27 protein-coding genes and 1 other RNA gene are annotated in these 24,227 nt (G+C 60.9%); 23 read left to right on the top strand and 5 right to left on the bottom strand.

Going from position 1 to position 24,227, the window contains the following annotated elements; all coding sequences use genetic code 11:
- Positions 1–67: 67 nt before the first annotated feature.
- Both B060_RS0106495 and B060_RS0106490 read right to left on the bottom strand, forming a co-directional pair.
- Positions 68–1,351, bottom strand: coding sequence for a M20/M25/M40 family metallo-hydrolase (locus tag B060_RS0106495; RefSeq protein WP_018080960.1), 1,284 nt, complete (start codon positions 1,349–1,351; stop codon positions 68–70).
- 60 nt (positions 1,352–1,411) lie between these two features.
- Complete coding sequence (locus B060_RS0106490) at positions 1,412–1,774, bottom strand: DUF983 domain-containing protein (RefSeq protein WP_018080959.1); 363 nt, start codon at positions 1,772–1,774, stop codon at positions 1,412–1,414.
- Between the two features lie 136 nt (positions 1,775–1,910).
- Between B060_RS0106490 and B060_RS0106485 the strand changes: the two genes are divergently transcribed.
- The 10 genes from B060_RS0106485 to B060_RS0106440 all read left to right on the top strand — a co-directional run bounded on the left by B060_RS0106485 (position 1,911) and on the right by B060_RS0106440 (position 10,438).
- Positions 1,911–2,882 (top strand): ArsR/SmtB family transcription factor, encoded by a 972-nt coding sequence (locus B060_RS0106485; protein ID WP_018080958.1) that lies wholly within the window; start codon positions 1,911–1,913, stop codon positions 2,880–2,882.
- A 37-nt stretch (positions 2,883–2,919) separates the two neighbouring features.
- Positions 2,920–3,843 carry a methylenetetrahydrofolate reductase [NAD(P)H] gene (gene metF, locus B060_RS0106480; protein WP_018080957.1) on the top strand — a complete coding sequence of 308 codons (924 nt, stop codon included), beginning with the start codon at positions 2,920–2,922 and terminating at the stop codon, positions 3,841–3,843.
- Positions 3,840–4,904 (top strand): homocysteine S-methyltransferase family protein, encoded by a 1,065-nt coding sequence (locus tag B060_RS0106475; RefSeq protein ID WP_018080956.1) that lies wholly within the window; start codon positions 3,840–3,842, stop codon positions 4,902–4,904. Before metF ends, B060_RS0106475 begins: the two co-directional genes overlap by 4 nt.
- 11 nt (positions 4,905–4,915) lie before the next feature.
- Positions 4,916–5,905, top strand: coding sequence for a D-alanine--D-alanine ligase family protein (locus tag B060_RS0106470; protein WP_018080955.1), 990 nt, complete (start codon positions 4,916–4,918; stop codon positions 5,903–5,905).
- Positions 5,905–6,309 carry a DUF4259 domain-containing protein gene (locus B060_RS0106465; RefSeq protein ID WP_018080954.1) on the top strand — a complete coding sequence of 135 codons (405 nt, stop codon included), beginning with the start codon at positions 5,905–5,907 and terminating at the stop codon, positions 6,307–6,309. Before B060_RS0106470 ends, B060_RS0106465 begins: the two co-directional genes overlap by 1 nt.
- A 2-nt stretch (positions 6,310–6,311) precedes the next feature.
- Positions 6,312–6,704: a DUF4259 domain-containing protein gene (locus B060_RS0106460; RefSeq protein WP_018080953.1), complete on the top strand. Its 393-nt coding sequence runs from the start codon at positions 6,312–6,314 to the stop codon at positions 6,702–6,704.
- On the top strand, positions 6,701–7,195 hold the full coding sequence (locus tag B060_RS0106455; protein ID WP_018080952.1) for a DUF6882 domain-containing protein: 495 nt from the start codon (positions 6,701–6,703) through the stop codon (positions 7,193–7,195). The genes B060_RS0106460 and B060_RS0106455 overlap by 4 nt, the downstream gene beginning before the upstream one ends.
- Complete coding sequence (metH, locus tag B060_RS23955; RefSeq protein ID WP_018080951.1) at positions 7,195–9,855, top strand: methionine synthase; 2,661 nt, start codon at positions 7,195–7,197, stop codon at positions 9,853–9,855. Before B060_RS0106455 ends, metH begins: the two co-directional genes overlap by 1 nt.
- Positions 9,856–9,923: 68 nt before the next feature.
- Positions 9,924–10,157 (top strand): CopG family ribbon-helix-helix protein, encoded by a 234-nt coding sequence (locus tag B060_RS0106445; RefSeq protein ID WP_018080950.1) that lies wholly within the window; start codon positions 9,924–9,926, stop codon positions 10,155–10,157.
- Entirely contained in the window at positions 10,154–10,438 is a 285-nt protein-coding gene (locus tag B060_RS0106440; protein WP_018080949.1) for a type II toxin-antitoxin system RelE/ParE family toxin, read from the top strand. Before B060_RS0106445 ends, B060_RS0106440 begins: the two co-directional genes overlap by 4 nt.
- Here B060_RS0106440 and B060_RS0106435 read toward each other — a convergent pair whose 3' ends face one another.
- Together B060_RS0106435 and B060_RS0106430 are read right to left on the bottom strand one after the other, a co-directional pair.
- Positions 10,439–10,624, bottom strand: a complete 186-nt coding sequence (locus B060_RS0106435; RefSeq protein WP_018080948.1) for a hypothetical protein — start codon at positions 10,622–10,624, stop codon at positions 10,439–10,441.
- Positions 10,625–10,770: 146 nt separating this feature from the next.
- Entirely contained in the window at positions 10,771–11,670 is a 900-nt protein-coding gene (locus B060_RS0106430) for a hypothetical protein (protein WP_018080947.1), read from the bottom strand.
- A gap of 224 nt (positions 11,671–11,894) precedes the next feature.
- Between B060_RS0106430 and B060_RS0106425 the strand changes: the two genes are divergently transcribed.
- The 12 genes from B060_RS0106425 (at position 11,895) to B060_RS0106375 (ending at position 22,338) form a co-directional block, all read left to right on the top strand.
- Entirely contained in the window at positions 11,895–12,575 is a 681-nt protein-coding gene (locus B060_RS0106425) for a TerB family tellurite resistance protein (RefSeq protein WP_018080946.1), read from the top strand.
- 186 nt (positions 12,576–12,761) lie between these two features.
- On the top strand, positions 12,762–13,079 hold the full coding sequence (locus tag B060_RS0106420) for a hypothetical protein (protein WP_018080945.1): 318 nt from the start codon (positions 12,762–12,764) through the stop codon (positions 13,077–13,079).
- 93 nt (positions 13,080–13,172) lie between these two features.
- On the top strand, positions 13,173–13,922 hold the full coding sequence (locus B060_RS0106415; RefSeq protein WP_018080944.1) for an N-acetylmuramoyl-L-alanine amidase: 750 nt from the start codon (positions 13,173–13,175) through the stop codon (positions 13,920–13,922).
- Positions 13,922–14,428, top strand: coding sequence for a L,D-transpeptidase family protein (locus B060_RS0106410; protein ID WP_018080943.1), 507 nt, complete (start codon positions 13,922–13,924; stop codon positions 14,426–14,428). Before B060_RS0106415 ends, B060_RS0106410 begins: the two co-directional genes overlap by 1 nt.
- 10 nt (positions 14,429–14,438) lie before the next feature.
- Positions 14,439–14,798: a DUF423 domain-containing protein gene (locus B060_RS0106405; protein WP_018080942.1), complete on the top strand. Its 360-nt coding sequence runs from the start codon at positions 14,439–14,441 to the stop codon at positions 14,796–14,798.
- A gap of 110 nt (positions 14,799–14,908) precedes the next feature.
- An RNA gene (gene rnpB, locus B060_RS26030) (RNase P RNA component class A) lies at positions 14,909–15,291 on the top strand.
- Positions 15,292–15,651: 360 nt separating this feature from the next.
- Positions 15,652–16,110, top strand: coding sequence for a division/cell wall cluster transcriptional repressor MraZ (locus tag B060_RS0106400; protein WP_018080941.1), 459 nt, complete (start codon positions 15,652–15,654; stop codon positions 16,108–16,110).
- On the top strand, positions 16,107–17,081 hold the full coding sequence (gene rsmH / locus B060_RS0106395) for a 16S rRNA (cytosine(1402)-N(4))-methyltransferase RsmH (protein ID WP_018080940.1): 975 nt from the start codon (positions 16,107–16,109) through the stop codon (positions 17,079–17,081). The genes B060_RS0106400 and rsmH overlap by 4 nt, the downstream gene beginning before the upstream one ends.
- 8 nt (positions 17,082–17,089) lie before the next feature.
- Positions 17,090–17,527: a cell division protein FtsL gene (gene ftsL / locus B060_RS23950; protein WP_174407882.1), complete on the top strand. Its 438-nt coding sequence runs from the start codon at positions 17,090–17,092 to the stop codon at positions 17,525–17,527.
- Positions 17,527–19,281: a peptidoglycan D,D-transpeptidase FtsI family protein gene (locus tag B060_RS0106385; protein ID WP_018080938.1), complete on the top strand. Its 1,755-nt coding sequence runs from the start codon at positions 17,527–17,529 to the stop codon at positions 19,279–19,281. The genes ftsL and B060_RS0106385 overlap by 1 nt, the downstream gene beginning before the upstream one ends.
- Entirely contained in the window at positions 19,281–20,738 is a 1,458-nt protein-coding gene (locus tag B060_RS0106380; RefSeq protein ID WP_018080937.1) for a UDP-N-acetylmuramoyl-L-alanyl-D-glutamate--2,6-diaminopimelate ligase, read from the top strand. Before B060_RS0106385 ends, B060_RS0106380 begins: the two co-directional genes overlap by 1 nt.
- Positions 20,739–20,910: 172 nt before the next feature.
- Positions 20,911–22,338, top strand: a complete 1,428-nt coding sequence (locus B060_RS0106375; RefSeq protein WP_018080936.1) for a hypothetical protein — start codon at positions 20,911–20,913, stop codon at positions 22,336–22,338.
- Positions 22,339–22,346: 8 nt separating this feature from the next.
- On the opposite strand, the gene B060_RS0106370 is transcribed toward B060_RS0106375, so the two are convergent.
- Positions 22,347–22,619, bottom strand: a complete 273-nt coding sequence (locus B060_RS0106370) for a hypothetical protein (RefSeq protein WP_018080935.1) — start codon at positions 22,617–22,619, stop codon at positions 22,347–22,349.
- A gap of 188 nt (positions 22,620–22,807) precedes the next feature.
- On the opposite strand from B060_RS0106370, the gene B060_RS0106365 reads away from it, so the two are divergent.
- Positions 22,808–24,205, top strand: a complete 1,398-nt coding sequence (locus tag B060_RS0106365; RefSeq protein ID WP_018080934.1) for a UDP-N-acetylmuramoyl-tripeptide--D-alanyl-D-alanine ligase — start codon at positions 22,808–22,810, stop codon at positions 24,203–24,205.
- Positions 24,206–24,227: the final 22 nt, after the last annotated feature.

The following is a 24,227-nucleotide window of genomic DNA, read 5'->3' as shown; positions in this document are numbered from 1 at the left end:
TTGAGGCATATCACCACCGCCTTACGGCGAAACTTAGACCTTTCCAGACGCATGGAATAAAGCTGTCCTATTTTTTGCTGTCGGCCAGCAGGAGGATGGTGCCAAGCGTGGTGATCATGGCCTTTATGTCGGCTTCCGGCTGGAGATCGAGATATTCCTCGGGCGAGTGCATGCCCTTAACCGAAAAGCCGGAACCGAGCGTGGTGGTGGGGATGCCGAGGCTCATCGGCAGGTTGCCGTCGGTCGAACTGGCCTCATAAGCCACCTTGCCGCCATTGACCGCGATGGCCGCGGCGGCCGTCCGGATGATCGGCGCCTGCGGGTCGATTTTGGCCACCGGCCGATCGCCGATGACATCGAGTTTGAGGGTGATGGCACCCTTGGCGGTCGAGCGGCGGGCGTTCTCGGCGGTCACGGCGTCCTTGACCTTGGCGAGGAAGCCGGTTTCCAGATCTTTCAGCGAGGCCACATCTTCCGAGCGCATATCGACCGACATCGAGACCTGTGACGGGATCGAATTGACCGAGGTGCCGCCTTCGACAATGCCGACATTAAAGACGTTGCCGTGGCCGGGAGGCGCTTGCGTGGCGGCGAAGCGGGTGATGGCGTCGCCCATGGCGTAGGCGGGGTTGACGATGCCAAAATCGAGCATCGAATGGCCGCCGGGGCCGGAGAAGGTGGCGCGGTAACGCTTCGAGCCCGGCGCGCCGGTCATCAGCGGGCGCAAGCCGCCAGGTTCAAGCGCGATGAAGGCGTCGATCTTGCCGGCGTAATCGCCCTTGGTGAACAGGTAGCGGACCCCGCGCAGGTCACCCAGGCCTTCTTCGCCGACATCGCCGACAAACAGGATGTCGCCCTTTGTGGTGATGGCGGCGGCATCGAGGGCGCGAATCATGCCGAGCATGACGCCCAGGCTGGAGGTATCGTCGCCGATACCGGGCGCGCTCAGTCGGGTCGGCGTGCGCCTGACCTTGACGTCGGTGCCTTCGGGGAAGACCGTATCGAGATGCGCGCCGACCGCCACAAGCGGGCCGCCGCCGGTGCCCTTGCGCAGGCCCATGACATTGCCCTCGGCGTCCATGCGGACATCGCTCAGGCCGTGCGCTTTCAACAGCGCCATGAAGGCCTCGGCGCGCGCCTGTTCCTTGAAGGGCGGGGCGGGGATTTCGGTCAGGGTGACGATATCGTCGACGATGCGGGGATAATCGCTGGTCAGATGCGCTTTGGCGGCGGCGATTCCCGGGCTGGCGAACAGGCGCTTCGCGGCGGCCTCATAAGAAACATCGGCATGGACGGGCAGGGCGATGACGCCCAGGAGGCACATAAGTGTGATGGACTTGCCGGTGATCATGCGCTTCCCCTGGTTTAATCGCTGCGCAAAGCTGGCAGATTAAGAGGTGATGGGCAAGCTTTAGCGCGCCTGTTTCAGGCCGAGATACCACATCAGGCCGAGGAAGGCACCCTTGACATAGGGCAGGGCGGCCAGTGTGACGAACCCAAGCGAGATCACCATGGTGGGCACCACGACCTGAAGCGGATACTCATAGAAAAAGCCGAACATGAAGGCCGGCGCGATGATCAGGTGGCCAACCAGAATCATGGTGACATAGGCCGGGCCGTCATCGGTGGGGTAGAGGCTGAGCGGGGTCTGGCAGTGGCTGCACGCATCGACCACCTTGAGATAGCCGCGAAATGCCGGCGCTTCGCCACAGCACGGGCACTTGCGCTGGAGGCCGCGCAGCAGGGCTGTGGTGAGTTTGACGCCGTTTCTCATAGGGATGCCTTCTATGCTGAACCGTCATAATGGAATATAAAGAGCAAAAAAGCCATGCGCTAAGCTGACGCACCTAATTTTTTGGCGTGGCCAAATAACGCTTGCATACCATATAAAGATATCTTTATATGGTTATATGACATCCGATCACGTCAAAACCGATTTCAACACCCTGCTCGAAGCGCTGAAAGCCGCTGGTGAGCCGACGCGCCTGCGTCTGCTGCGTTTGCTGGCGCGTGAGGAACTGTCGGTGATGGAACTGGTATCAATCCTCAGCCAGAGCCAGCCGCGCATCTCGCGCCACCTCAAGCTGATGAGCGAGGCCGGCCTGATCGAGCGTTTCCCCGACGGCGCCTGGGTGTTTTACCGCCTGTCGTCGGCCCCCACCATCCGCCCTCTGGTCGATGCCATTCTTCATCAGCTCGATGACGCCTATGGCGAAGACCTGCAACAGCTTGAAGCGGTGCGGCAATCAAGGCGCAAGTCGGCGGAAGGCTACTTCGAGACGATCGCGCCGAAGTGGGACGAAATTCGCAGCCATTATGTCTCCGAGGCCGATGTCGAGGCGGCGGTGGTCAAGGCGCTGGGCGACCGGCCGATCAATGCCCTGATCGATCTCGGCACCGGCTCCGGCCGTATGCTGACCCTGCTGGCGGCCCGTGCACAATCGGCCATCGGTATCGACCTGTCGCAGCACATGCTCAACATCGCCCGCTCCAAGGCCTTCGAGGCGCAGCTTGAGGGCGTCGATTTCCGCCACGGCGATATTTGCGATACCCGCCTGCCGGCGCAATCGGCCGATCTGGTGGTGGTCCATCAGGTGCTGCACTTCCTGGCAGATCCGGGTCGCGCCATCACTGAGGCCTCCCGCCTGCTCAAACCCGGAGGTCGTCTGCTGATCGCCGATTTTGAGCATCATAATTTCGAAATCATGCGCGAGCAGTATCAGCACCGTCGCCTCGGCATGCTGGACGAGGACATGCGAAGCTGGCTGGACGCCGCGGGCCTGACGCTGAGTGCATCGGTCGCCCTGCCGCCGAAAGCCAGATCCAGACCCAGCCGCGTCGGCCTGACCGTCAAGATATGGCTCGCCGAAAAGACCCTCTGATCTGTCGCCTTCACAGGCTGAATTGAGACCAAATATTATGAGCCCCTCGCTGAACCCCAATCTCACTTCCGATCTGGCCCCGATCGCGCGTTCGCTCGCCGGCGGCGGCCAGAATCTGAAGGTGTCGTTTGAATTTTTCCCGCCGAAGTCGGAAGAGATGGAGACCACATTGTGGGAGTCTATCCGACGTCTGGCGCCGTTAAACCCTGAGTTTGTTTCGGTGACCTATGGCGCCGGCGGTTCGACGCGCGAGCGCACGCACCGCACGGTCAAGCGCATCCTCGACGAGACGCACCTCAAGCCGGCGGCGCACCTGACGTGCGTCGATGCCTCGCGCGACGAGGTCGATGAGGTGATCCGTGGCTACTGGGAGGCCGGCGTGCGCCATATCGTGTCGCTGCGCGGTGATCCGCCGACAGGTTTCGGCGATTACACGCCGCGTGCTGACGGCTATCAGAACGCCACCGAACTGACCGCCGCCATCAAAAAGATCGGCGATTTCGAGGTCAGCGTCGGGGTCTATCCGGAAAAGCACCCGCAATCGCCGTCGCTTGATTTCGATCTCGACGTCCTGCGCCAGAAGGTCGACGCCGGCGCGACGCGTGGCATCAGCCAGTTCTTCTTCGAGCCGCATACCTTCCTGCGTTACCGTGACGCGGTGGCCGACGCCGGCATTCGTATCGACCTTACGCCGGGCATCATGCCGGTGACCAATTACAAGGGCCTGCGCCGGATGGCGGCGGCCTGCGAGGCGGCGGTGCCCGGCTGGATGGAGCGTTTGTTCGAAGGGCTCGACGACGACGCCGAAACGCGCAAGCTGCTGGCCTCGGCGGTGGCGGTGGAGATGTGTCTGGGGCTTGAGCGCGAAGGGGTGGAGAACTTTCACTTCTATACGCTCAATCGCGCCGATCTGGTGTTTGCCATCGGGCGGATACTGGGATTGAAGGAGAGTAAGATATGAACCGCACAGACCGTATTGCCGCGCTGAAACAGGCCGCGAAAGAGCGCATCCTGATTCTCGACGGCTCGTGGGGCGTGATGATCCAGCGCCGCGAACTGTCCGAAGAGGACTTCCTCGGGGAGCGTTTCAAGGGCCATAAGGGCCAGATGAAGGGCAATAACGATATCCTGTGCCTGACGCGGCCGGACATCATCGCCGATCTGCACGATCAGTATTATGCCGCCGGCGCCGATATCTCGGAAACCAACACCTTCTCGGCCACCACCATCGCGCAGGACGACTATCATCTCGACCTGCAGGCGGTCATCGACATCAACCGCGAAGGCGCGAAGATCGCCCGTGCGAAGGCCGATGAATGGACTTTGAAAGAGCCGCACAAGCCGCGCTTCGTGGCCGGTTCGATCGGGCCGCTCAACAAGATGCTGTCCATGTCGTCGGATGTGAATGATCCGGGCGCGCGTCTGGTGACCTTCGATCAGGTCTATCAGGCCTATCGTGAGCAGGTGGCGGCGCTTTATGAGGGCGGGGTCGATCTCTATCTCATCGAGACCATCACCGACACGCTGAACTGCAAGGCGGCGATCAAGGCCATCCTCGATCTGGAGGAGGAGGGCCAAGAGACCCTGCCGATCTGGATTTCGGGCACCATCACCGACCGTTCGGGCCGCACGCTTTCGGGCCAGACGGCCGAAGCCTTCTGGAACTCGGTCAAGCACGCAAAGCCGTTCGCCGTTGGCTTTAACTGTGCCTTAGGGGCGGACCTGATGCGTCCGCACATCGCCGAAATGGCGCGCGTCGCCGATTGCCTCGTCGCCGCTTATCCCAATGCCGGCCTGCCTAATGCCATGGGCCAGTATGACGAGCAGCCGCACGAGACCTCGCACGAACTGCACGAGTGGGCCAAGGACGGTATCGTCAATATCCTCGGTGGCTGTTGCGGCACGACGCCGGATCACATAAAGCATGTGGCTGACGAGGTGCGCGATGTCGCGCCGCGTCAGATACCCGATCGCCCCAAGGCTTTGCGCCTGTCGGGGCTGGAGCCGTTCGAACTAGCTTAGGCAATTTCCGTATGCAGACGACTATCCTCTTTGGCGGCACCAGCCGCGAACGTCTTGTCTCCGTCGCCAGTGCGCAGGCCCTGACCCAGGCTCTGCCTGAGGCGGACCTGTGGTTCTGGGACCTCGACGGCACGGTGTCTGAAACCTCGCAAGCCGCGCTGCTCGGTCATGACAAGCCTTTCGAGGTGCCGTTCAAGGCCGATGGCGCGCGCCTGGGCGCGATAGCTGAAGCGCTCGACAAGGCGGCCGCCGAGGACCGCGTTCTGGTGTTGGGCCTGCATGGCGGCACCGCCGAAAACGGCCAGTTTCAGGTGCTGGCCGAGGCGCGTAACGTGCCCTTCACGGGTTCCGGTTCGGCGGCTTCGCACCTGGCGTTCGACAAGACGGCGGCTAAACTGTTCGCCGGTCTGGCGGGTGTCTATTCGCCGTCAACCGTCACGCTGGATGAGGCCGATGAGGCGCTGTCGCACTATGGCCGCCTGATCGCCAAGCCGGCGTCGGAAGGGTCAAGCTACGGCCTGATCTACGTCAATTCGTCTCAGGATATCGCGGCGGTGCGGCGTGAATCCGCCAGCATTGCCTATCTGATCGAGCCCTTCATTTCCGGCCCGGAAGCGACCTGCGGCGTTCTGGAACAGGCTGATGGCTCGATCATCGCCCTGCCGCCGGTCGAGATCGTGCCGGGTGACGGCGCCTTCGATTACGCCGGCAAGTATCTCAAATCGACGACGCAGGAAATCTGCCCGGCGCGTTTCGCACCCGAGATCAACGCCGAACTGCAACGTCTGGCGGTCAAGGCGCACAAGGCGATGTCCTGCCGGGGGTATTCGCGCTCGGACTTCATCATCTCGGACAAGGGGCCGGTCTATCTGGAGACCAACACCTTGCCGGGCCTCACCAAGGCGTCGCTCTATCCAAAATCGCTGAAGGCGCAGGGCATCGAGTTCATCGACTTTTTGCAGGGCCAGATCGATCTGGCGGTGAAGAGGGTCGGAAAATAATGGGTACGTGGGGAAAAGAACCCTTTGCGGATGATGATGCCCTCGATTTTGTCGATGCTCTCGAAGAGGATCCGACATGGGTAAGCGTCAGGCTTGAACTTGAGCAGGCGGCAAATTCAAAAGGATATCTGGAAGCTCCGGATGGATCTCAAGCGGTCGCCAGCGCGGCTCTCGTAGCCTCCTGTCTTGGGCGCCGTAATTTTCTGCCTGATAACTACAAGGATTTGACCTCCAAGCTGGGACCTTTACCAGCGGATATGGTGAAGCTGGCTATTGTAGCTCTTGGTCGCGTGCGCGGGCCCGAATCTGAACTCGCTGAACTTTGGCAAGAAGCTAATGATGGATATGCGGGCTGGCTGCAAACGCTGGACGACATACAGGCCGTGCTGGAAGAAAAGGTTTAAGCATGGCGTCATGGGCCAGCGGACCGTTCGACAATGATGACGCCGCCGACTTCCTGATGGAACTGGAGGCGGCGCCGTCATGGGAGATGGTGCGGCTGGCCTTTGCGGATGTCATGGCCAATGAGGACTATGTCGAATTGCCCGAAGGTGCACGCGGTTGCGCGGCGGCGGCCTTGCTCACCGTGGCGCTCGGTAAGAGCGACGTATCGGCGCAGGATATCCATATGACGCTGGAGGCCATGGGGCCGCCACCCGAAGACCTGGCTGCCGTGGCCAAAATCGCTTTGAAGCGCCTGAGCACGGGCGATTCCGAAATCCGCGAACTCTATCTCGATAGTGGTTCCTACAACACATGGCTGGGTACGATCGCCGCCATCGATGAGGCTTTGAATTGAGCGACATTGACGACGATGGGGATGTTCTTGGCGCGCCCGAATGGTATGCGGAATGGCGTCATGAGGCCGTGCATCAGCTTATGGATAAGCAAGCGCATGTGCGAAAAATTTACGGCATCAATGATCTGCCAAGATACGATTATGACGTGGAAGCACAACAATTAACCTTCTCAGAAAACGGAGTGGTCAAGGTTGTAGCGGACATTCAAGTTGTAGGTACGGTTAGCCCAAAAGACTGGCTTTGGGGATGGGCGAACACGCATTGGCCGGAACCTGTTGTTGCTGATTTGGAGCGCGTCGTCAGTTTTGGCGAAGAAAACAGCATCCAGGAATTGATCAGTGGCTATGTCACAGACGTTGACTTGAACCAACTGGGATGGGAACTGACAGCCGTTGCGGTTCGCGTTCTCGATGCCGTCGGTGCATATCGTCCGCCAAGTGAAACCGGTGCTTTGTTTTTATTAATTAAATCCAATCGATTTGTGAGCTGATGACCCCTACCTTTATCAATATCGGCGAGCGCACCAACGTCACCGGTTCCGCCAAGTTCAAGAAGCTGATCGTCGAGGGCAACTATACCGCGGCGCTCGATGTGGCGCGCCAGCAGGTGGAGGCCGGCGCTCAGGTCATCGACGTCAATATGGACGAGGGGCTGCTTGATTCCGAAGTGGCCATGCGCACCTTCCTGAACCTGATGGCGGCGGAGCCCGATATCGCCCGCGTGCCGGTGATGATCGACTCGTCCAAGTGGGAGGTAATCGAGGCCGGTCTGAAATGCGTGCAGGGTAAGCCGATCGTCAATTCGATCTCGATGAAGGAAGGGATCGACAAGTTCAAGGAACAGGCGCGCCTGTGCCTGAAATACGGCGCTGCCGTCGTGGTGATGGCCTTCGACGAGATAGGTCAGGCCGATACCGCCGAACGCAAGATTGAAATCTGCACCAAGGCCTACCGCGTATTGGTCGATGAGGTCGGCTTCCCGCCGGAAGATATCATCTTCGACCCCAATATCTTTGCCGTGGCGACGGGGATCGACGAGCACAACAATTACGCCGTCGATTTCATCGAAGGCACACGCGCCATCAAGCAGACCCTGCCCTATGCGCGGGTGTCCGGCGGCGTGTCGAACGTGTCGTTCTCCTTCCGGGGCAATGAGCCGGTCAGGCGCGCCATCCACGGCGTCTTCCTCTATCACGCCATCGCCGCCGGCATGGATATGGGCATCGTCAATGCCGGTGACCTGCCGGTCTATGACAGCATCGAGCCGGAACTGCGCGAGGCGGTCGAGGACGTTATCCTCAATCGCCCGCAGCGCCACGATGTCAGCAATACGGAGTGGCTGGTCGATCTGGCGCCGAAGTACAAGGGCGACAAGGCCGAGGCCAGGGTGGTCAATCTGGTGTGGCGCGAAGGCTCGGTTGAAGAGCGGCTGAAGCACGCGCTGGTCAATGGCATCACCGAATATATCGATCAGGATACCGAGGAAGCGCGGCAACAGGCCGAGCGCCCGCTGCACGTCATCGAAGGCCCGCTGATGGCCGGCATGAACGTGGTCGGCGATCTGTTTGGCGCCGGCAAGATGTTCCTGCCGCAGGTGGTGAAATCGGCGCGCGTGATGAAGCAGTCCGTGGCCTATCTCATGCCCTATATGGAGGCTGAAAAGGAAGCGCATGTCGCCGCCGGTGGCACCTATCAGGCGGCCGGCAAGGTTCTGATGGCAACGGTCAAGGGCGATGTCCACGATATCGGCAAGAACATCGTCGGCGTCGTGCTGCAATGTAACAATTACGAGGTCATCGACCTCGGCGTCATGGTGCCGTGCGACCGGATTCTGGCGGAAGCGAAGGAACAGGGCGTCCATATGATCGGGCTTTCCGGCCTCATCACGCCGTCGCTCGATGAGATGGTGTTTGTGGCGCGTGAAATGCAGCGCACCGGCTTTAACATCCCGCTGCTGATTGGCGGCGCCACCACCTCAAAAACGCATACGGCGGTCAAGATCGAGCCGGGCTACAAGAACAATCAGGTGGTTTACGTACTCGATGCGTCGCGCGCGGTCGGCGTGGTGTCGCAACTGCTCTCGGAAACCGACCGCGACAGCTTCGTGGACAGCACCAAGGCCGAATACATCAAGGTGCGCGAAGCCTATGGCAAGGGCAATTCAGCGCCGCGTTCGTCTCTGTCTGAGGCGCGTGCCAACAAATTCAGGATCGATTTCGCTGCCGAGCCGCCCGTGGCGCCGTCTTTCCTCGGTCTGAAGACCTTCAGCCCTTACGATCTGCACGATTTGGCCGACCATATCGACTGGACGCCCTTCTTCGCCACCTGGGAACTGGCCGGCAAGTATCCGGCCATTCTTGAGGACGAAATCGTCGGCGAAGCGGCCACCGATCTCTTCAAGGACGCGCAAAAGATGCTGGCGCAGATTCTGGAAGAGAAGTGGTTCACGGCCTCAGGCGTTGTCGGTTTCTGGCCGGCCAACGCCACCGATGACGACGATATCGAACTCTACACCGACGAGGGCCGCACCGAGGTGCTGGCGCGTTTCCAGACCCTGCGTCAACAGATGAAGAAGCCGCGCGCCGACCAGAGCAATACGGCGCTGTCGGATTTTATCGCGCCGAAAGGTACGCCCGACTGGATCGGCGGTTTCGCCGTCACCGCTGGTCATGGCGAGATGGAGATTGCGCACAAGTTCAAGGCGGCAGGCGACGACTATAATGCCATTTTGGCCACTGCCCTGGCCGATCGTCTGGCTGAAGCTTTCGCTGAGGCCCTGCACAAGAAGGTACGCCGCGAACTGTGGGGTTATGCGGCCGATGAAACCCTGTCGGTCGAGGAACTGATTGGTGAGAAATATCTCGGTATCCGTCCGGCGCCGGGCTATCCCGCCCAGCCCGATCACACCGAGAAGTGGCCGCTGTTTGATCTGCTTGACGCCCGCGCCCGCACCGGCATGGCACTGACGGAATCTCTGGCCATGACGCCGCCGGCCTCGGTTTCGGGCATGTATTTCGCTCATCCCAAGGCGCATTATTTCGGCGTCGGCAAGATCGAGAAGGATCAGGTGGCGGACTATGCCCGCCGCAAGGGCTGGCAGGTCGATGAGGCCGAGCGCTGGCTCAGTCCGATCCTGAACTACGTGCCGTAATCAGATTTAATCAGATTGACGAAATTTGATGCCGGGTGGATATTAAGGCTGCCCCTGGAGATTTCGTCATGTCAACACGCACGGTCACTGCCCATATCCCGGTTGAACTTGCCGAGCAGATCGATGCCGCCGCCGAGCGCCTGGAGCGTCCACGCGGCTGGATCGTCAAGCAGGCGCTGCAAAACTGGATTAGTCTGGAAGAGCGGCGCCACCAGATGACGTTGGAAGCCTTGAAAGCAGCAGATGAGGGAGATTTCGTCGAACACGACGTCATTGAGACGTGGGTGGCAGGTCTCGAATGACGGCCATGCACATCCGCTGGCTATCGGTTTCACAGCGTGATCTGGTGCGCCTCTATGATTTCCTGAAGGACGTCAATCCACGCGCTGCAGCACGAATTGTTCAGAATCTTGTAGCGTCGGTTCGTAAATTACCAGAGCATCCTCGTATAGGACATATCATCGATATTCACAGTCCGAGAGATGTGCGCCGGTTGCTGGTGGATGACTATGAAGTCCGCTACGAAATTACGGGCGATACGATCGTCATTCTGCGCATCTGGCATATGCGCGAAGATCGCTGATCAGCGTTTCAGTTTCGCCTGCGCCTGATCCGAAAGCGTGATGGTGACCGCCGGGTCGGCAGCGGCCTTCTCAGCCTTGGCGGCTTTCAATTCGTCGGCGCGGTAATATTCCGGTCGGATCGGATTGAAGATGATAGCGGTCTGGAGAGGCGAGGTACACGCACTTAAGGCTTCGATCGAGCTCATGATAAACCGGCTTTCTACCGCAGACTGTTAAACTCCCAAAACTCTACACTTACAAGCTGTAGTCTATCCACAGGCGATTAAGATGTGGTTAATGCGGTTTGCGCTGCAATATCAAGGTTTTGCGGTAACATGGGCCGGTTCACTGGCTATTGTTTGGGCTTGTCGCTCCAGCCGAGACGATAGCCGAGCCCTTCGGACCACTTGCGTTTTTCGACGTGGTTCGGGTTGGGCACGGTGCCGGCGGGCAGGGTGGTTTCGCGGTCTGCCGGTTCGTCGCTGACGGCTGTCGGCAGGACGGGCAGGGTGGTGGCGGCATTGACGCGGCGGCCCAGGGTGTTGCTGGCCACCGGGCCGTCCCCATCGACCGGCGCGGCTTGCGCGGTCAGGACGGGTTTGGGCTTTTCGGCGTAGTCGTGCGGTCCGCCCGACTTGAGCGCCAGTTCGATGGCATCCAATTCCTTGTCGGTCGCCATTTCGGCAAACAGGTTGGGGTGACCGGACAGGCGGACGGCGGCGTGTTCGCAATCGCCCGGCAATTGCCAGTTGGCGTAGGCGTAAGCCGCTTCGGGTGTCGGCGCGGCGCGGGCGGCGGCCCATTCGTTATAACCGTAGTCGCGCACCTCTTCGGCCTTCTTGTGCTGGGCGGCGTCCTTGCCCTTGCCGGACAGGGTCAGTGCCGCCTCATAGGCGCGCAGGTAGGAGAGGCCGATGGTCTGAATCTGATCGTCGATGGGCATGATGGAATCGACCCGTTCGGCCATGTCCATATTGCCGGAGAGGATGCCGTGGCACCAGGCGACGCGCAGGAAGTCGTCCTTGGGCGCGTCTTCGAGGGTTGGCGAATGCAGGCTGCCATCGGCATTGCGGCCGGTGATCGCCGCCTTGTCGGCTGTGGGCGCGGCAGGCTTGGCCTTGGCCGGGCTCTTCTTGACCGCTGCGGCGCGCGACTTGGCTGCGTCGGCCGGTACAGCCGCCGGCAGGGCGAAGGCGCACACGCCCAGAGACAGAAGGGAGGCGCGTAGAACAGACGATCTCAGCAGGTGCAAGGTAAGCTCCGGGCTTCATAAGGCGTCAGGCGCCCCTGGGAATATTGCGGCAAAAGCGCACATGTCTTCTGCGGTTAAGGCAATCTATACAGCAAGTAAGGCATAAAATCGCCATGTGTGATGTTTTTTTGAGCGCCTTACCAAAACTTAAGAACACATTGCGCCGTAATTCGGCTACGATTGCCCCCTAACTATATCGCTGAACCCGTCTTTTTTGAGTAGAAATGTCGTTCTGGAAAAATCTGGCGCAACTGGCCGTTGGGCGTTTCGACGCTGCGGAATGCACGGAATGCCCCAAGGGGCCTCCGGGCGCTGACCCGGCGTTCGCCACGGCGGTGACGGCGCTTGGCGCCAAGCTGGCCATGGCCGATGGCCTGGCGCATGAGGTCGAGCAGACCGCTTTCCTGCATGTGTTCCAGCCGGACGACAAGGCGCGCCGCGATGTGATGCGTCTTTATGATCTGGCGCGCCAGACCAGCCTCGGCTTTGAATCCTACGCCCGTCGGCTGGCCAAGCGTTATGCGAGTTGCCCGCAAATCCTTGAGGATGTGCTCGAAGGCCTGTTTCATATCGCCGTATCCGATGGTCGCCTGAGCCATCAGGAAGAGGTCTATCTCGAAACGGTGGCCGATCTTTTCGGCATCAAGACGGCCGCCTATCGCCGCGTGCGCGCCGGTTACGTGCCATTGAGTGATGATGATCCCTACTACATTCTGGGGCTCATGCCGGATGCCTCGGACGATGATATCCGTCTGGCGCGTCGTTCGCGCCTCAGCGATTTCCATCCGGACAGAATCCGTGCGCGCGGCCTGCCGATCGACTTTGAAGCGCTTTATACGCAGAAAACCGCCCTGATTAATTCGGCTTATGACCAGATTGTGAAGGAACGGAGTGCGCTGGCCTAACGGCTTAATTTTACGGAGTTTTTGTCTTCCGAAGGCATGATTTTCGCTTAAATGCGCGGTTTCTGTCTTAAAATGTTATTAAAATTTATCCCCTCAACTGGTGGCAGAGGTTGACGCGGGACGTATTCATGCCAATCTGTTAATGCGAGGCGCGTATTGTCTCCATCGTTTAGAGGTATCAAGTTGATGACCAAGCGTGACATGTCTTTTGCCAGTTTTGCTTCCGGCGCCTACAAGCCCTGGGGTCAGCTCCGCCGCAAGAACCTGATCGCCCGCATCGTCTATGCCATGGGCATGGCCGTCGCCGGTCTGGCTGTTTTGGGCGTGATCGCGCTTCTGGCCGTCTTCGCCGCTTCGGTGGCCGTGATCGGCGCTGTCTTGGTCAGCCTGATGGGCGCCATGGCGCTGATCCGCCGCAAGCCGTCCAAGGTGCGCGTCAATACCGATGACGGCAAGGGCGTCTATGAAGCCCGCAAGGATGGTTCGACCTGGACGGTCTACTAAACCCGTCTTTCCGCGATATTCGAAAACGCCGCTGTCGCAAGATGGCGGCGTTTTTATTTGTCCAATCGATGAAAATGCCGCTAAGACAGGCCCATGTTCGAACAGCCATCACCCAATTTCAATGAACGCAAGGGCCCGCCGGACATGGTGGTGCTGCACTATACCGGCATGACGAGCGGGCCTGCGGCCATCGCCCGCCTGTGCGACCCTAAAGCGAAGGTTTCGGCGCATTATGTGGTCGAAGAGGATGGCGCGATCTATCGGCTGGTGGCCGAAGAACGGCGCGCCTGGCACGCCGGCGTCGGCTTCTGGAAGGGCGAGACCGATATCAACGGCGCCTCCATCGGCATCGAGATCGTCAATCCCGGCCATGAGTTCGGCTATCGTGACTTTCCGCAAGCACAGATCGATGCGGTCATCGGCCTGCTCGATGGCATCCGCGAGCGCTGGGATATTCCCGACTGGCGTATCCTTGGTCATTCTGATGTCGCACCGGCGCGTAAAGCTGATCCGGGTGAGCGCTTCCCGTGGCAGGTGCTGGCCGAGCACGGCCATGGCCTGTGGGTGACGCCGGATATGCCGCCCGAGGGCGCGATGGGGCCGCCCCTGGGAATGGGCGAAACCGGACTGGGTGTCTTTTCGCTGCAATCGGCGCTCGGCAAGCTGGGCTATAATATTCTGGCCGGCGGATCTTATGACGCCGAGACGGCCACCATCGTCACCGCCTTCCAGCGCCACTGGCTGCCCGAACAGATCGGCACAGATATCGAAGGCCGTGCCGACGCCAAACTGCGCGTGACGCTGATGGCGCTGCTGCGCCATATGACCTTGCTGGATGTCTGATGTTTAGCAAGCGACAGATTCTGGCATTGCCGGCGGCGTGGTTGCTCCTTGCAGGGCAAGCGCAGGCTCAGCCTCAGAATCAGGCGGCTGCCCGCATTGTCGTGTGGAAATCGGAGCGTCGCATGGTGGCCTATGATGCTGCCGGGCGCGCGCTCAAAACTTTCCATATTGCCCTGGGACCAAGCCCCAAGGGGCACAAATCGGAAGAGGGCGATGGCAGGACGCCAGAGGGCCTTTACCGGATATCCGGCCGCAACAAGACCAGTGCCTATCATTTGTCCTTGAGGGTTTCCTATCCCAATGCGGCGGATCGTGCTCAGGCGAAGGCACGTGGCGTTTCGCCCGGCGGTGATATCTTTATTCATGGCCAGCCAAACGGCACCTTGCCGGGCAAACTCAAAATCCCCTATGACTGGACCGCCGGCTGTATCGCTATCAGCAATGCCGAGATCGAGGCCCTGTGGGCGATGGTGGCCAACGGTACGCCTATCGAGATCAAGCCATGAGGACAAGATAATGACCGGACAACGTATCATTCTGGCGATCGCCGGCCTGTGGGGCCTGACCGGCGTGATCATGCTGGCGGCCGGCTCGCATCCGCCCCAGACCGGCAATCTGGCCGTCGGCGGTCAGTTTCTGTTGTTTCACGCTGCGGCGGTAATTGGCCTTTTAAGCACTGTCCTGATCACCGGCTGGCGGCGCGCCCTGCCTTTGGCCCTGCTCCTGACCGGCAGCGGCGTCTTCGCGCTCGAAATCCTGATCCATGCGATCATAGGTATCGTCATTCCCGGTCTGGCGCCGATCGGTGGCACGATCGCCATTCTGGGCTGGCTGGCGGTGGTGATTGGTGCGCTGGTTGAGCCCTCCAAAAGGTAGTTTTGGCAAGCGCGACCGTGCGCCCGAGCTTCTGCGAAGTATCTTCAATACTTAGGGTGCCGCATCCCAAGCTTGATTTCCTGGATATTTACGCGCAAAAGGCCTGCGGGCCAGATGACCGGGTGATCGCGGGGCAGGGAAACCTGCCTTGAGGAAAGTCCGGGCTCCACGGTAATAGGACGGCGGGTAACGCCCGCCGGGGGTGACCCCAGAGATAGCGCCACAGAGAGCAGACCGCCCTGATCCGTCAGGGCAAGGGTGAAAGGGTGCGGTAAGAGCGCACCGCGTGTCCGGTAACGGAGACGGCATGGCAAGCCTCGTCCGGAGCAAGACCAAATAGGAACGGCGCGCTTTTGGCGACAAAAGCAGGGCATTACCGCCCCAGACCGTTCGGGTAGGTTGCGTGAGCCGTCCAGCGATGGGCGGCCAAGAGGAATGATCGCCAAGGGGAGCAATCCCTGAACAGAACCCGGCTTACAGGTCATCTGGCCCGCCTGTGCCTCAAAAGCCCATCCCCCACCTTAAGATCGCATTAAGCCTACGGGCTTACAACCTTTGGTGTCGCGTCGCCACGGGGATGTCATGTGCGTCTGCCTGAACAGTCGTGGCGTAACCTATGTCCAGTGCCCCCAGTAGCGTAGAGTAAAGCATACAGAATGTTCTTCATGTGTTCTACACTTATCCGTCTTTGGGCGTATTTATACGCAAAATACGATGTATGTGTCATTCAGAGTCATTGCGTCCCATTTAATCCCATGTTAACCCTAATGCGTCCCGAAGCAGTTTGGCCGGGAGGGCTGGCCATGGATTTTGACGGACAGAGGAGCAGGCTAAAACGGCCTGAGGCGGGCGCGTGTTTCTCTCGACCCACGAGAAGCAACTGGATGCGAAACGGAGACTTCTGGTCCCGCAGGACTTCCGCGCCGCCGCTTTGGCGCCCCATCCGGGTGTCGAGCCCTTTGAAGGTTTGTATTGTTTCGCCGCGATCAACGCCGCCTGTCTCGAATGTGGGGGTGGCGCGTTTTTCGCCATGTACCGCGACGTGATTGACGAGTATCCGCCCATGTCTCCAACCCGCACGGCGATGCAGCGCCGCTTTTACGCTTCGATGCACCGCCTGAGCTTCGATACGGCCGGCCGCATCACCCTGCCGGAAAAGCTGTGCGAGCAGTTCGGCCTGAGTGGCGATGTGGTGATCGCGGGCCTCGGTGAAAGCTTCCAGATATGGGGGCCTGCCGCCTATGCCGCCTATGCCGTCGAGCAGGACAAGCTGGTCGAGGCCGCCTTTGCCAGACGCGAGGGCCAAATATGAGCCAGCAAGCGCACGCCTCCGTCCTGCTGCCCGAAGTGCTGGCCGCGCTTGGCGATGTGTCGGGCAAGCTGGTCGTTGATGGCACCTTTGGCGCCGGCGGTTATTCGCGTGCTATCCTGTCACGCGGCGCGCACGTTATCGCCTTTGACCGCGACGCTCGCGTCAAGCCCTATGTCGATGCGCTTAAAGGCGAGTTCCCGGATCGCTTCCAGTGGGTCAATCGCTGCTTCTCCGAAATGAAGGAAGGCCTGGCCGATCTGGGGCATGACACCTGCGACGCCATCGTGCTCGATATCGGCGTATCGTCGATGCAGCTCGACGAAGCCGAACGCGGCTTCTCCTTCATGCGCGACGGGCCGCTCGATATGCGCATGAGCACGGAGGGCCGCAGTGCTGCCGATATCGTCAACGAGGACGACAAGGACGACATCGCCCACATCATCTGGCTCTATGGCGAGGAACACAAGTCGCGCGGCGTCGCCGCCGCCATCGTCAAGCGCCGCAACGAAGTGCCGTTCGAGCGCACGCTTGATCTGGCCGAGGTGGTCGAACGCGCCCTTGGCGGCCGTCGTGGTGCCCCGGTCCATCCGGCGACGCGCACCTTCCAGGCGCTGCGTATCGCGGTCAATGACGAGCTGGGTGAACTGGAGCGCGCGCTTGACGTATCCGAAGCCCTGCTGACGCCTGATGGCGTGCTGGCGGTGGTGACCTTCCACTCGCTCGAAGACCGCATCGTCAAGAATTTCTTTAATGAGCGCGCGGGCAAGGTTTCGTCCGGTTCGCGTTATGCGCCGCACAAGGTCGAGGCCAAGCAGTCGGTTTATACGCTGGTCACGCCCAAGGCGGTGCAGGCGGGTGAGGCCGAAACCGCCGTCAATCCGCGCGCCCGTTCGGCCAAGCTGCGCGCCGTGCGCCGCACCTCTGCGCCGCTCGTCTCCTCCGTATTTCCGCTCAAGAAGGCAAGATCATGAACGGCTTTATGCGACTTTTTGAACAGCGTGTCCGGGGTATCCGTCTGATCGAACTGGTCGGGGTGGTGCTGGTCTTCGCCCTGATCTTATGGGTCTGCGTCAGCAAGGCGCGCGAGGGCGAGGACATCCGCCGTATCAGCGATCTCGATCGTCAGATCGCCGAGGAACAGGAAGCCGTTGGCGCCCTCAAGATCAAGGTGGCGCAACTGGAGCGTCCGGGCCGCCTTGAGCAACTGGCCGTCACCTATCTTGGCATGAAGCCGGTCGAGCCCAATCATGAAGCACGCCTGGAAAGCCTGGGTGAAATTTCCCGCGCGACCGCCCGTCCGGTCGCCGGCAATGCTGCTGCCCCCGCTGCCGCACCGGCGGCCACCGCCACGGTTCAGGTCGGCAGCCAGGACGATCTGATCGCCGTCAAACCGGCCGTTAAGAGCGAGGCGCACTGATGGGCATTTCGTTGTTGGAAACCACCCAATCCGGCTTTCAGTGGGTCGCTGACCGCGTCTGGAAAGTGGAGCACGCCTTCGAGCGCGCCAATGCCGCCGGCGTCAAGGCATCAAGCACGCGCATGCGCATCTTCTGTATTCTGGTGGGTATGAGCTTTGCCTATGTCTGCCTGGCCGGTTTCGCCACGCGTGCCTCGTTGCAGGGCCGCGGTGATATCCAGGCCCTGACCGGCGAGCCCAATGCCCGCGCCCAGCTTGTTGATCGCAATGGCCAGCTTCTGGCGTCGGATGTCAACGATTACAACATCTTCGTCGATCCGAAGGATATGACCGGCGAAGACCGCGCCATGGTGCGTCGCGCCCTGTTCCAGATCTTCCCTGACTTGCTGCGTGATAAGGTCGATCAGGCCTTCAAGACAGGCAACCGCGTTCTGCTGACCAGCAATCTGAAAACCGCCAAGCGTGACGAAATCCTCAACTATGGCCTGCCGGGTATCAGCTTCGAAGCCCACCGCGTCCGTGATTATCCGCTGGCCAACACCGGTTCGGCTTATATCGGCATGACCCAGCGCGGCGGCGAAGGTCTCTCCGGGGTCGAAAAGGCCTTGCAGGATCAGATCGTCGGTAATGCCATCCATAATCAGCCGGTGATGGTAGCCATGGATCTGCGCGTACAAGGCGCGTTGGAAAACGAACTGCGCGCCATGGCCGTGGCGCAGCGTGCGCAAAGCGCCATAGGCATCGTCACCAATGTCCGCACCGGCGAGGTGCTCGGCATGGCGAGCTGGCCCGATTTCGATCTCAACCGTCCAGGTCAGTACAGCGATGCTGACAAGCGCAATCATGCCGCCGTCGATCGTTATGAACTCGGCTCTATCTTCAAGGTCATCTCGATTTCGGTCGGCCTAGACACCGGCACAACGTCGCTGAGTTCGGTTTATGATGGTCGTCAGCCGCTGAAACTCGGCAATCGTTTCGTCCACGACGAACATGCGTCGAGCGAATTGCTGACCCTGACCGATGTTTTTATCAAGTCGTCCAACATCGGCACTTCGCGTGTGGCGCTCGATGTCGGCGCCACGGCCATGACGCGCTATTATGAAGCGCTCGGCCTGTTCCGTTCGGCCGATATCGAACTCTCGGAGCCGGCTTCGCCGCTTCTGCCCAGCCGCTGGTCTGAGGGGTCTCTGGCCAATTCGGCCTTTGGACAGGGTATGGCGATCACGCCGCTCAGCTTCGTAGAGGCCGCCAACGCCACGCTCAATGGCGGTTATCTGCGCCCGCTGACGATCAAGAAGTACGACGGCCATTCGCCGGTGCCGGGAACGCAGGTGTTCTCAGCCGCGACTTCGCGCACCATGCTAGAGTTGATGCGCCAGAATGTTCTTAAGGGGACCGGCACGCGCGCCAATGCGCCAGGCCTGCGTGTCGGCGGCAAGACGGGCACAGCGCAAAAGCCGGGCAATGGTCGCTACACCAGAGAAAACATCTCTTCCTTCCTCGCCGTCTTCCCGATCGACGGACCTGTGGATGGCGATAGATATAGTGTTTTGATCACTGTCGACTCGCCGCAAGGTACGCCGGAAAGCAATGGATCGCGGATGGGGGGGCCTGTCGCTGCGCCGGTGGCGGGTCATGTGATTGAACGTATCGCGCCCTTTGTCGGGGTGGCGCGCAAGGAAGACAAGTTCACCGGTCCTGGCTGGGACAAGGCGCCTGTCGCCGCCGAAGACTTAACCGGAGACGAACACTAATGAGCCGCGCCTTACGCCTGTCGGATATTCTGCGCCGCGACCTGGATAACGATCCCATGGTCACGGGCGTCACCGCCGACAGCCGCAAGGTGGGCGAGGGCGTGCTGTTCTGCGCGTTGCCGGGTAATGCCATGGACGGCCGCCAGTTCATTCCGCAGGCGATCCGGCAAGGCGCCGCCGCGATCCTGGCGCCCGAAGGCACGGTCAGTGAAAACGGCTCGGTCGTGGTCAATGTCTCCGATGTCCGGCGCGCCTATGCCTTGGCCGCCAAGGCCTTTTACGGCGCGCAGCCGAAGACCTGCGTCGCCATCACCGGCACCAATGGCAAGACGAGCGTCGCCACCTTCTGCCGCCAGATTTTCAGCCGTCTGGGCCACACGTCAGCCAGCGTGGGTACGCTCGGCGTGGTCACGCAAGATGCCGCCGGCGTCGAAAACGCCATCACCGGTCCCGGCCTGACGACGCCGGACGCCGCTGATCTGGCGAAGCACATGGCTGACATGGCCGCCGATGGCGTCACCCATCTGACGCTGGAAGCCTCTTCACACGGCATCGACCAGCGCCGCCTTGATGGCGTGTCGCTCGTAGCGGCGGGTTTCACCAACCTGACGCAGGATCACCTCGATTATCACGCCACCATGGAGGCCTACCGGACAGCCAAGCTGCGCCTGTTCGAACAGCTCCTGCCGCGTGGCCGCACAGCGGTGCTGAACGCCGATTCCGATGCCTATAACGCCTTTGCCGCCATGTCGATCATGTCGGGCCTCAATGTCATGAGCGTCGGCGAGCGCTCGTCGCACCTGTGCATGACCGGCCGTGACCTGACCGTCGACGGTCAGATTCTGTATCTCGAATATCTGGGCAAAAAGTATGAGACCAAGCTGCCGCTGGCCGGTCTGTTCCAGGCTTCCAACGCCCTGGTCGCCGCCGGTCTGGCCATCGCCGCCGGCGAAGACGCGGGCGCGGTGATCCATGCCCTGTCGACCTTGCAAGGGGCGCGCGGGCGTCTGGAGAGCGCCGGCACCAAGGGCAATGGCGCCGAGGTCTATGTCGATTACGCCCACACGCCCGATGGTCTGGAGACGGTGCTGAAGGCGCTGCGTCCGCATACGCAGGGCAAGCTGGTCTGCGTGTTTGGTTGCGGTGGTGACCGTGATCGCGGCAAGCGTCCGCAGATGGGCGCCATCGCGCAGAAACTGGCCGATCGCGCCATCGTTACCGATGACAATCCGCGCACCGAAGACGCGGCCGCCATCCGCGCCGAAGTGCTGGCCGGCATGGCCAAGGACGCGGTCGAGATCGCCGACCGCAAGACCGCCATTTTCGAGGCGGTGGCAGGCCTCAAGACCGGCGATGTGCTGGTGGTGGCCGGCAAGGGCCACGAACAGGGCCAGATCGTTGGCAGCGTGGTTCTGCCGTTCGATGATGTCAGCGTGGTCAAGAGCGCTTTAAAGTAAAGCTCAACCGCCGCTAGGCTTTGCGCCGCATCAGCAGCGGGCAGTCACCCGTTCAGCGCCGGTTCATACCCGCGCTCGCATTCTGTCCTTGCGGTATCACCCCGACGCGTGCCCTTGGCATTTTGCGCCTCCGGCGGTATGAATAACCGGGGTGGATGCGGAGGGGCATATCATGAGACCATATCTGTGGGCCGGTGCGGCGGTTGTCGTGGGACTATTGCCGGTGAGCGCGATGGCGCAATCGGCGCAGCCCATTCTGGTCGATGAGGCGCATTTCGGCACGGTCCATGAGGTGCTGGGCGCCGAGTTGCAGATAGCGGTGCCGCGCGCCAACTGTCCGGCGAAGTTCCAGCCGCTCAAGGAGGGGCCGTGCTTCGACAAGGTGATCCTGAAACCGGCGGCGCAGGGCGAAACCCGCGTGCTGGCACCGATCGCCGCCCAGACAGGAAAGGACTGGATTTCCGGCGCCTATGGCCGCGATTACCGGCTCTACGATCTTTTCCCGACCGCCGAAGGGTTTCAGGCGCGTGAGCTTGAGTTCGAAAGCTCCGATGTCATCGTGCCGCGTGATTGTTATGCGCTCGCCGGAGAGGACGTCGGCTATGCGATAGAGCATCGAAAGGGCGGCGATGTGGCGGTGGAGAGTCAGACGGTTGCCTGCGGTGGCGGACCGCGTCAGGCGCACGGACCCTATACGCCGGAAGGCCCGCCCCTGACGCCCGGTCCGAACGGTGGCTGGCACCGGACGGAAAGGCTGCGTGTGCAGGGCACGATGCGCTACCTTGCCGTGCCTGGGCAATGCGAGGAGCAGTACAGCATCCGCGTCACCTGGTGCGCCAAGCCGGCGGTCAGCTACCTGATCAATAATCCCGATGTGAAGGAACTCGATCTGGTGGCGGCGCGCCAGCCGGTCACGGCCGGGGATGTCCTGATCGAGAAAGAGATCGATCAGTGGGTTTTAAAGCGCAAGAGCAAGAAGAACAGTTTCAAGGCCGATAGCCGCTGGATCAACAAATCACTGCTGGTCGGCGTTGAGGGCTGTGTGCCGATGGAGAGCATCGGCTGGTGGGTGACTGGCCAGAACGACGGGCTCTACATCAATGAGCGGGCGCTGAATCGCTGCGGTGCGCCCCTGGCCCCGATCCCGACCGAGATCTGGGAAGCCTATGGCGATGATTATTTCATCGTCGATTGTGGGCGCGATTGGCGCAAAGGCCGTCCGCGGTCGCATGATGACAAGGACGGGAAGAAAGGCGGCGACGATACGCAGGCGGCCGAATGTTTCGACAGCGCCGGCCCCTATCTGCGTCGCACCGGCAGGTCATCCGCCACAGTGGTGGTGCTGAACGAGCGCGCCCGCGTTGATGACCGGCTCTATGCCGGCAGCTATATCAGCTACGATGTCGCCGAGGTGCGGCTCAACCCGGACAAGACCCTGTCGGCCCGTCGTCTCGACTATTACGATCCTTCCGGCATCTATATGAGCCGCTGTTCGACGCTTGATAGCGGGCCGTCGGAATCGAAAGGTTTCGTCATCGTACGCTCGATGGGGATTTCATGGGCGCGGGCTTACCACTGGATGAGTTGCCCGGTTTATTGAGGGCGAGATTAATCATCCTCGCCCGCGCGCCAACGCCACCCGCCTTTTGTTGTTTTGGCACAAATAATCCCCAAGATGATCGTTGCCACGCCTACGATGGCAATGGGGGCCAAAACGGAAAGGACTGTGTTGTGGAGCATCAACGGCAGGGCCGACGCGCACCCTGTGCAAACCACAATATAGACCACGAGCACCACCCATCCCTGCCAGGCGATCGGCAGGCCTGAACCATAGCCATAACGCTTGGGGGCAAACCAGGGTTTTGCGGTATTACGGGACATGAGAGCCTCCCTCTGTTGTCCTGAATATTATAGTCCTGCCCTGCCGCAATGGCAACTCACGCGGTAGCGATGCGAACGAAAATCTCGCTGAGATGGTCCTGAATAAAGACTATTAACACACTCTTGCTTGCCTAAAGCCGTGAGTCAGGTTCAATGACGTTTTGCTGTTTTAACTGCGTGCGTGAGCCATGAAACCTACGCCTCTCTGGACCTTTGACGAACTGGCCAAGGCCACCGGCGGCACCCTGACCGGTGTTGGCGAAGGCGCTTCCGGCGCCGCATCCGGCATCAATTTCGACAGCCGTGCCCTGCAGCCGGGTGATATCTTCCTGGCGCTGAAAGGCGTGCGCGACGGTCATGATTTCGTGGCGCAGGCTTTCCAGTCGGGCGCGGCCATTGCCGTCACGCGACGGCCCATTGAGGGCGGGCCCTGCCTGCTGGTGCCCGATGTGCAAAAAGCGCTGGAGCATATGGCGGTCTTTGCCCGCGATCGCGCGGTGAAGGCCAAACGCGGGGCGGTGACCGGCTCGGTCGGCAAGACGAGCGTCACCCAGATGGTGATGCAGGGGCTTACACGTGCCGGCCGCGCGCATTCCGCCATCAAGAGCTTCAACAACCATATCGGCGTGCCGCTCACTTTGGCGCGGATGCCGGCCGATACGGAGCGCGCCGTCTTCGAGATCGGCATGAACCACGCTGACGAGATCACGCCCCTGTCGGAGTTCGTGGCGCCGCACGCCGTCATCATCACCACGGTCGGCGGCGCACATACCGAAAACTTCCCCGATGGCGACGAGGGGGTGGCGCGCGCCAAGGCCGAGATCTTTGATGGTCTGATACCGGGCGGCCTCGCCATTCTTAACGCCGATAATGTCTGGTTCGATTTCCTGCAACGCGAAGCCCGTGGCGCCGGTGCGCTGGTGGCGGCCTTTGGTGAGGCCGGTGGGGTTGATGCGAAGTTGGTTTCGCACGTCATTAATGGCGATCGCGCCGAGATCACCGCGCGTTTCCATGGCAAGGAGATCGCCTTCTCGCTCTCCCACACCGGCAAGCATCAGGCGATGAACGCCATGTCGGTGCTGCTGATGCTGGAAGCGCTCGATGTCGATCTGGAATCCTCGATCGCGGCGCTGGAGGGGGCGGCAGCGCTCGACGGTCGCGGCAAGGTTAGGCGCAAGGCGTTCAAAGACGGCCAGATCACCGTCATCGATGAGAGCTATAACGCCAATCCGGTGTCGATGACCGCCACGCTGCAATCGCTCGGTAAGCATCCCAAAGCGGCGGACTCACGAAAAATTGTCGTCCTGACCGATATGCTCGAACTGGGCACGGAAGAGGCGGCTCTGCATGCCTCGCTGGCCCCTGTTATCGCGGCCAATGACATCGATAAGGTGTATCTGGCAGGGCCTTTGATGCGTCATCTGTGGGATGCCCTGCCGCCCGCCTTGCGCGGTGGCCATGCCGACACCGCCGCCGAATTGCTGCCGCGGGTCATTGAGGACTTGCAAGGGGGGGATGTGGTCATGATAAAGGGCTCCAACGGCTCCAAAGCCGGTTTGATCGCAAAAGCATTATTGGCAGAGTAGATTTCACGGGCGCGTTGCTGCC

It is taken from the genome of Asticcacaulis benevestitus DSM 16100 = ATCC BAA-896, from assembly GCF_000376105.1.
Lineage (GTDB): Bacteria > Pseudomonadota > Alphaproteobacteria > Caulobacterales > Caulobacteraceae > Asticcacaulis > Asticcacaulis benevestitus.
Note: the sequence above shows the minus strand (reverse complement) of the source record. Positions and strands in the feature narration are given on the sequence as shown.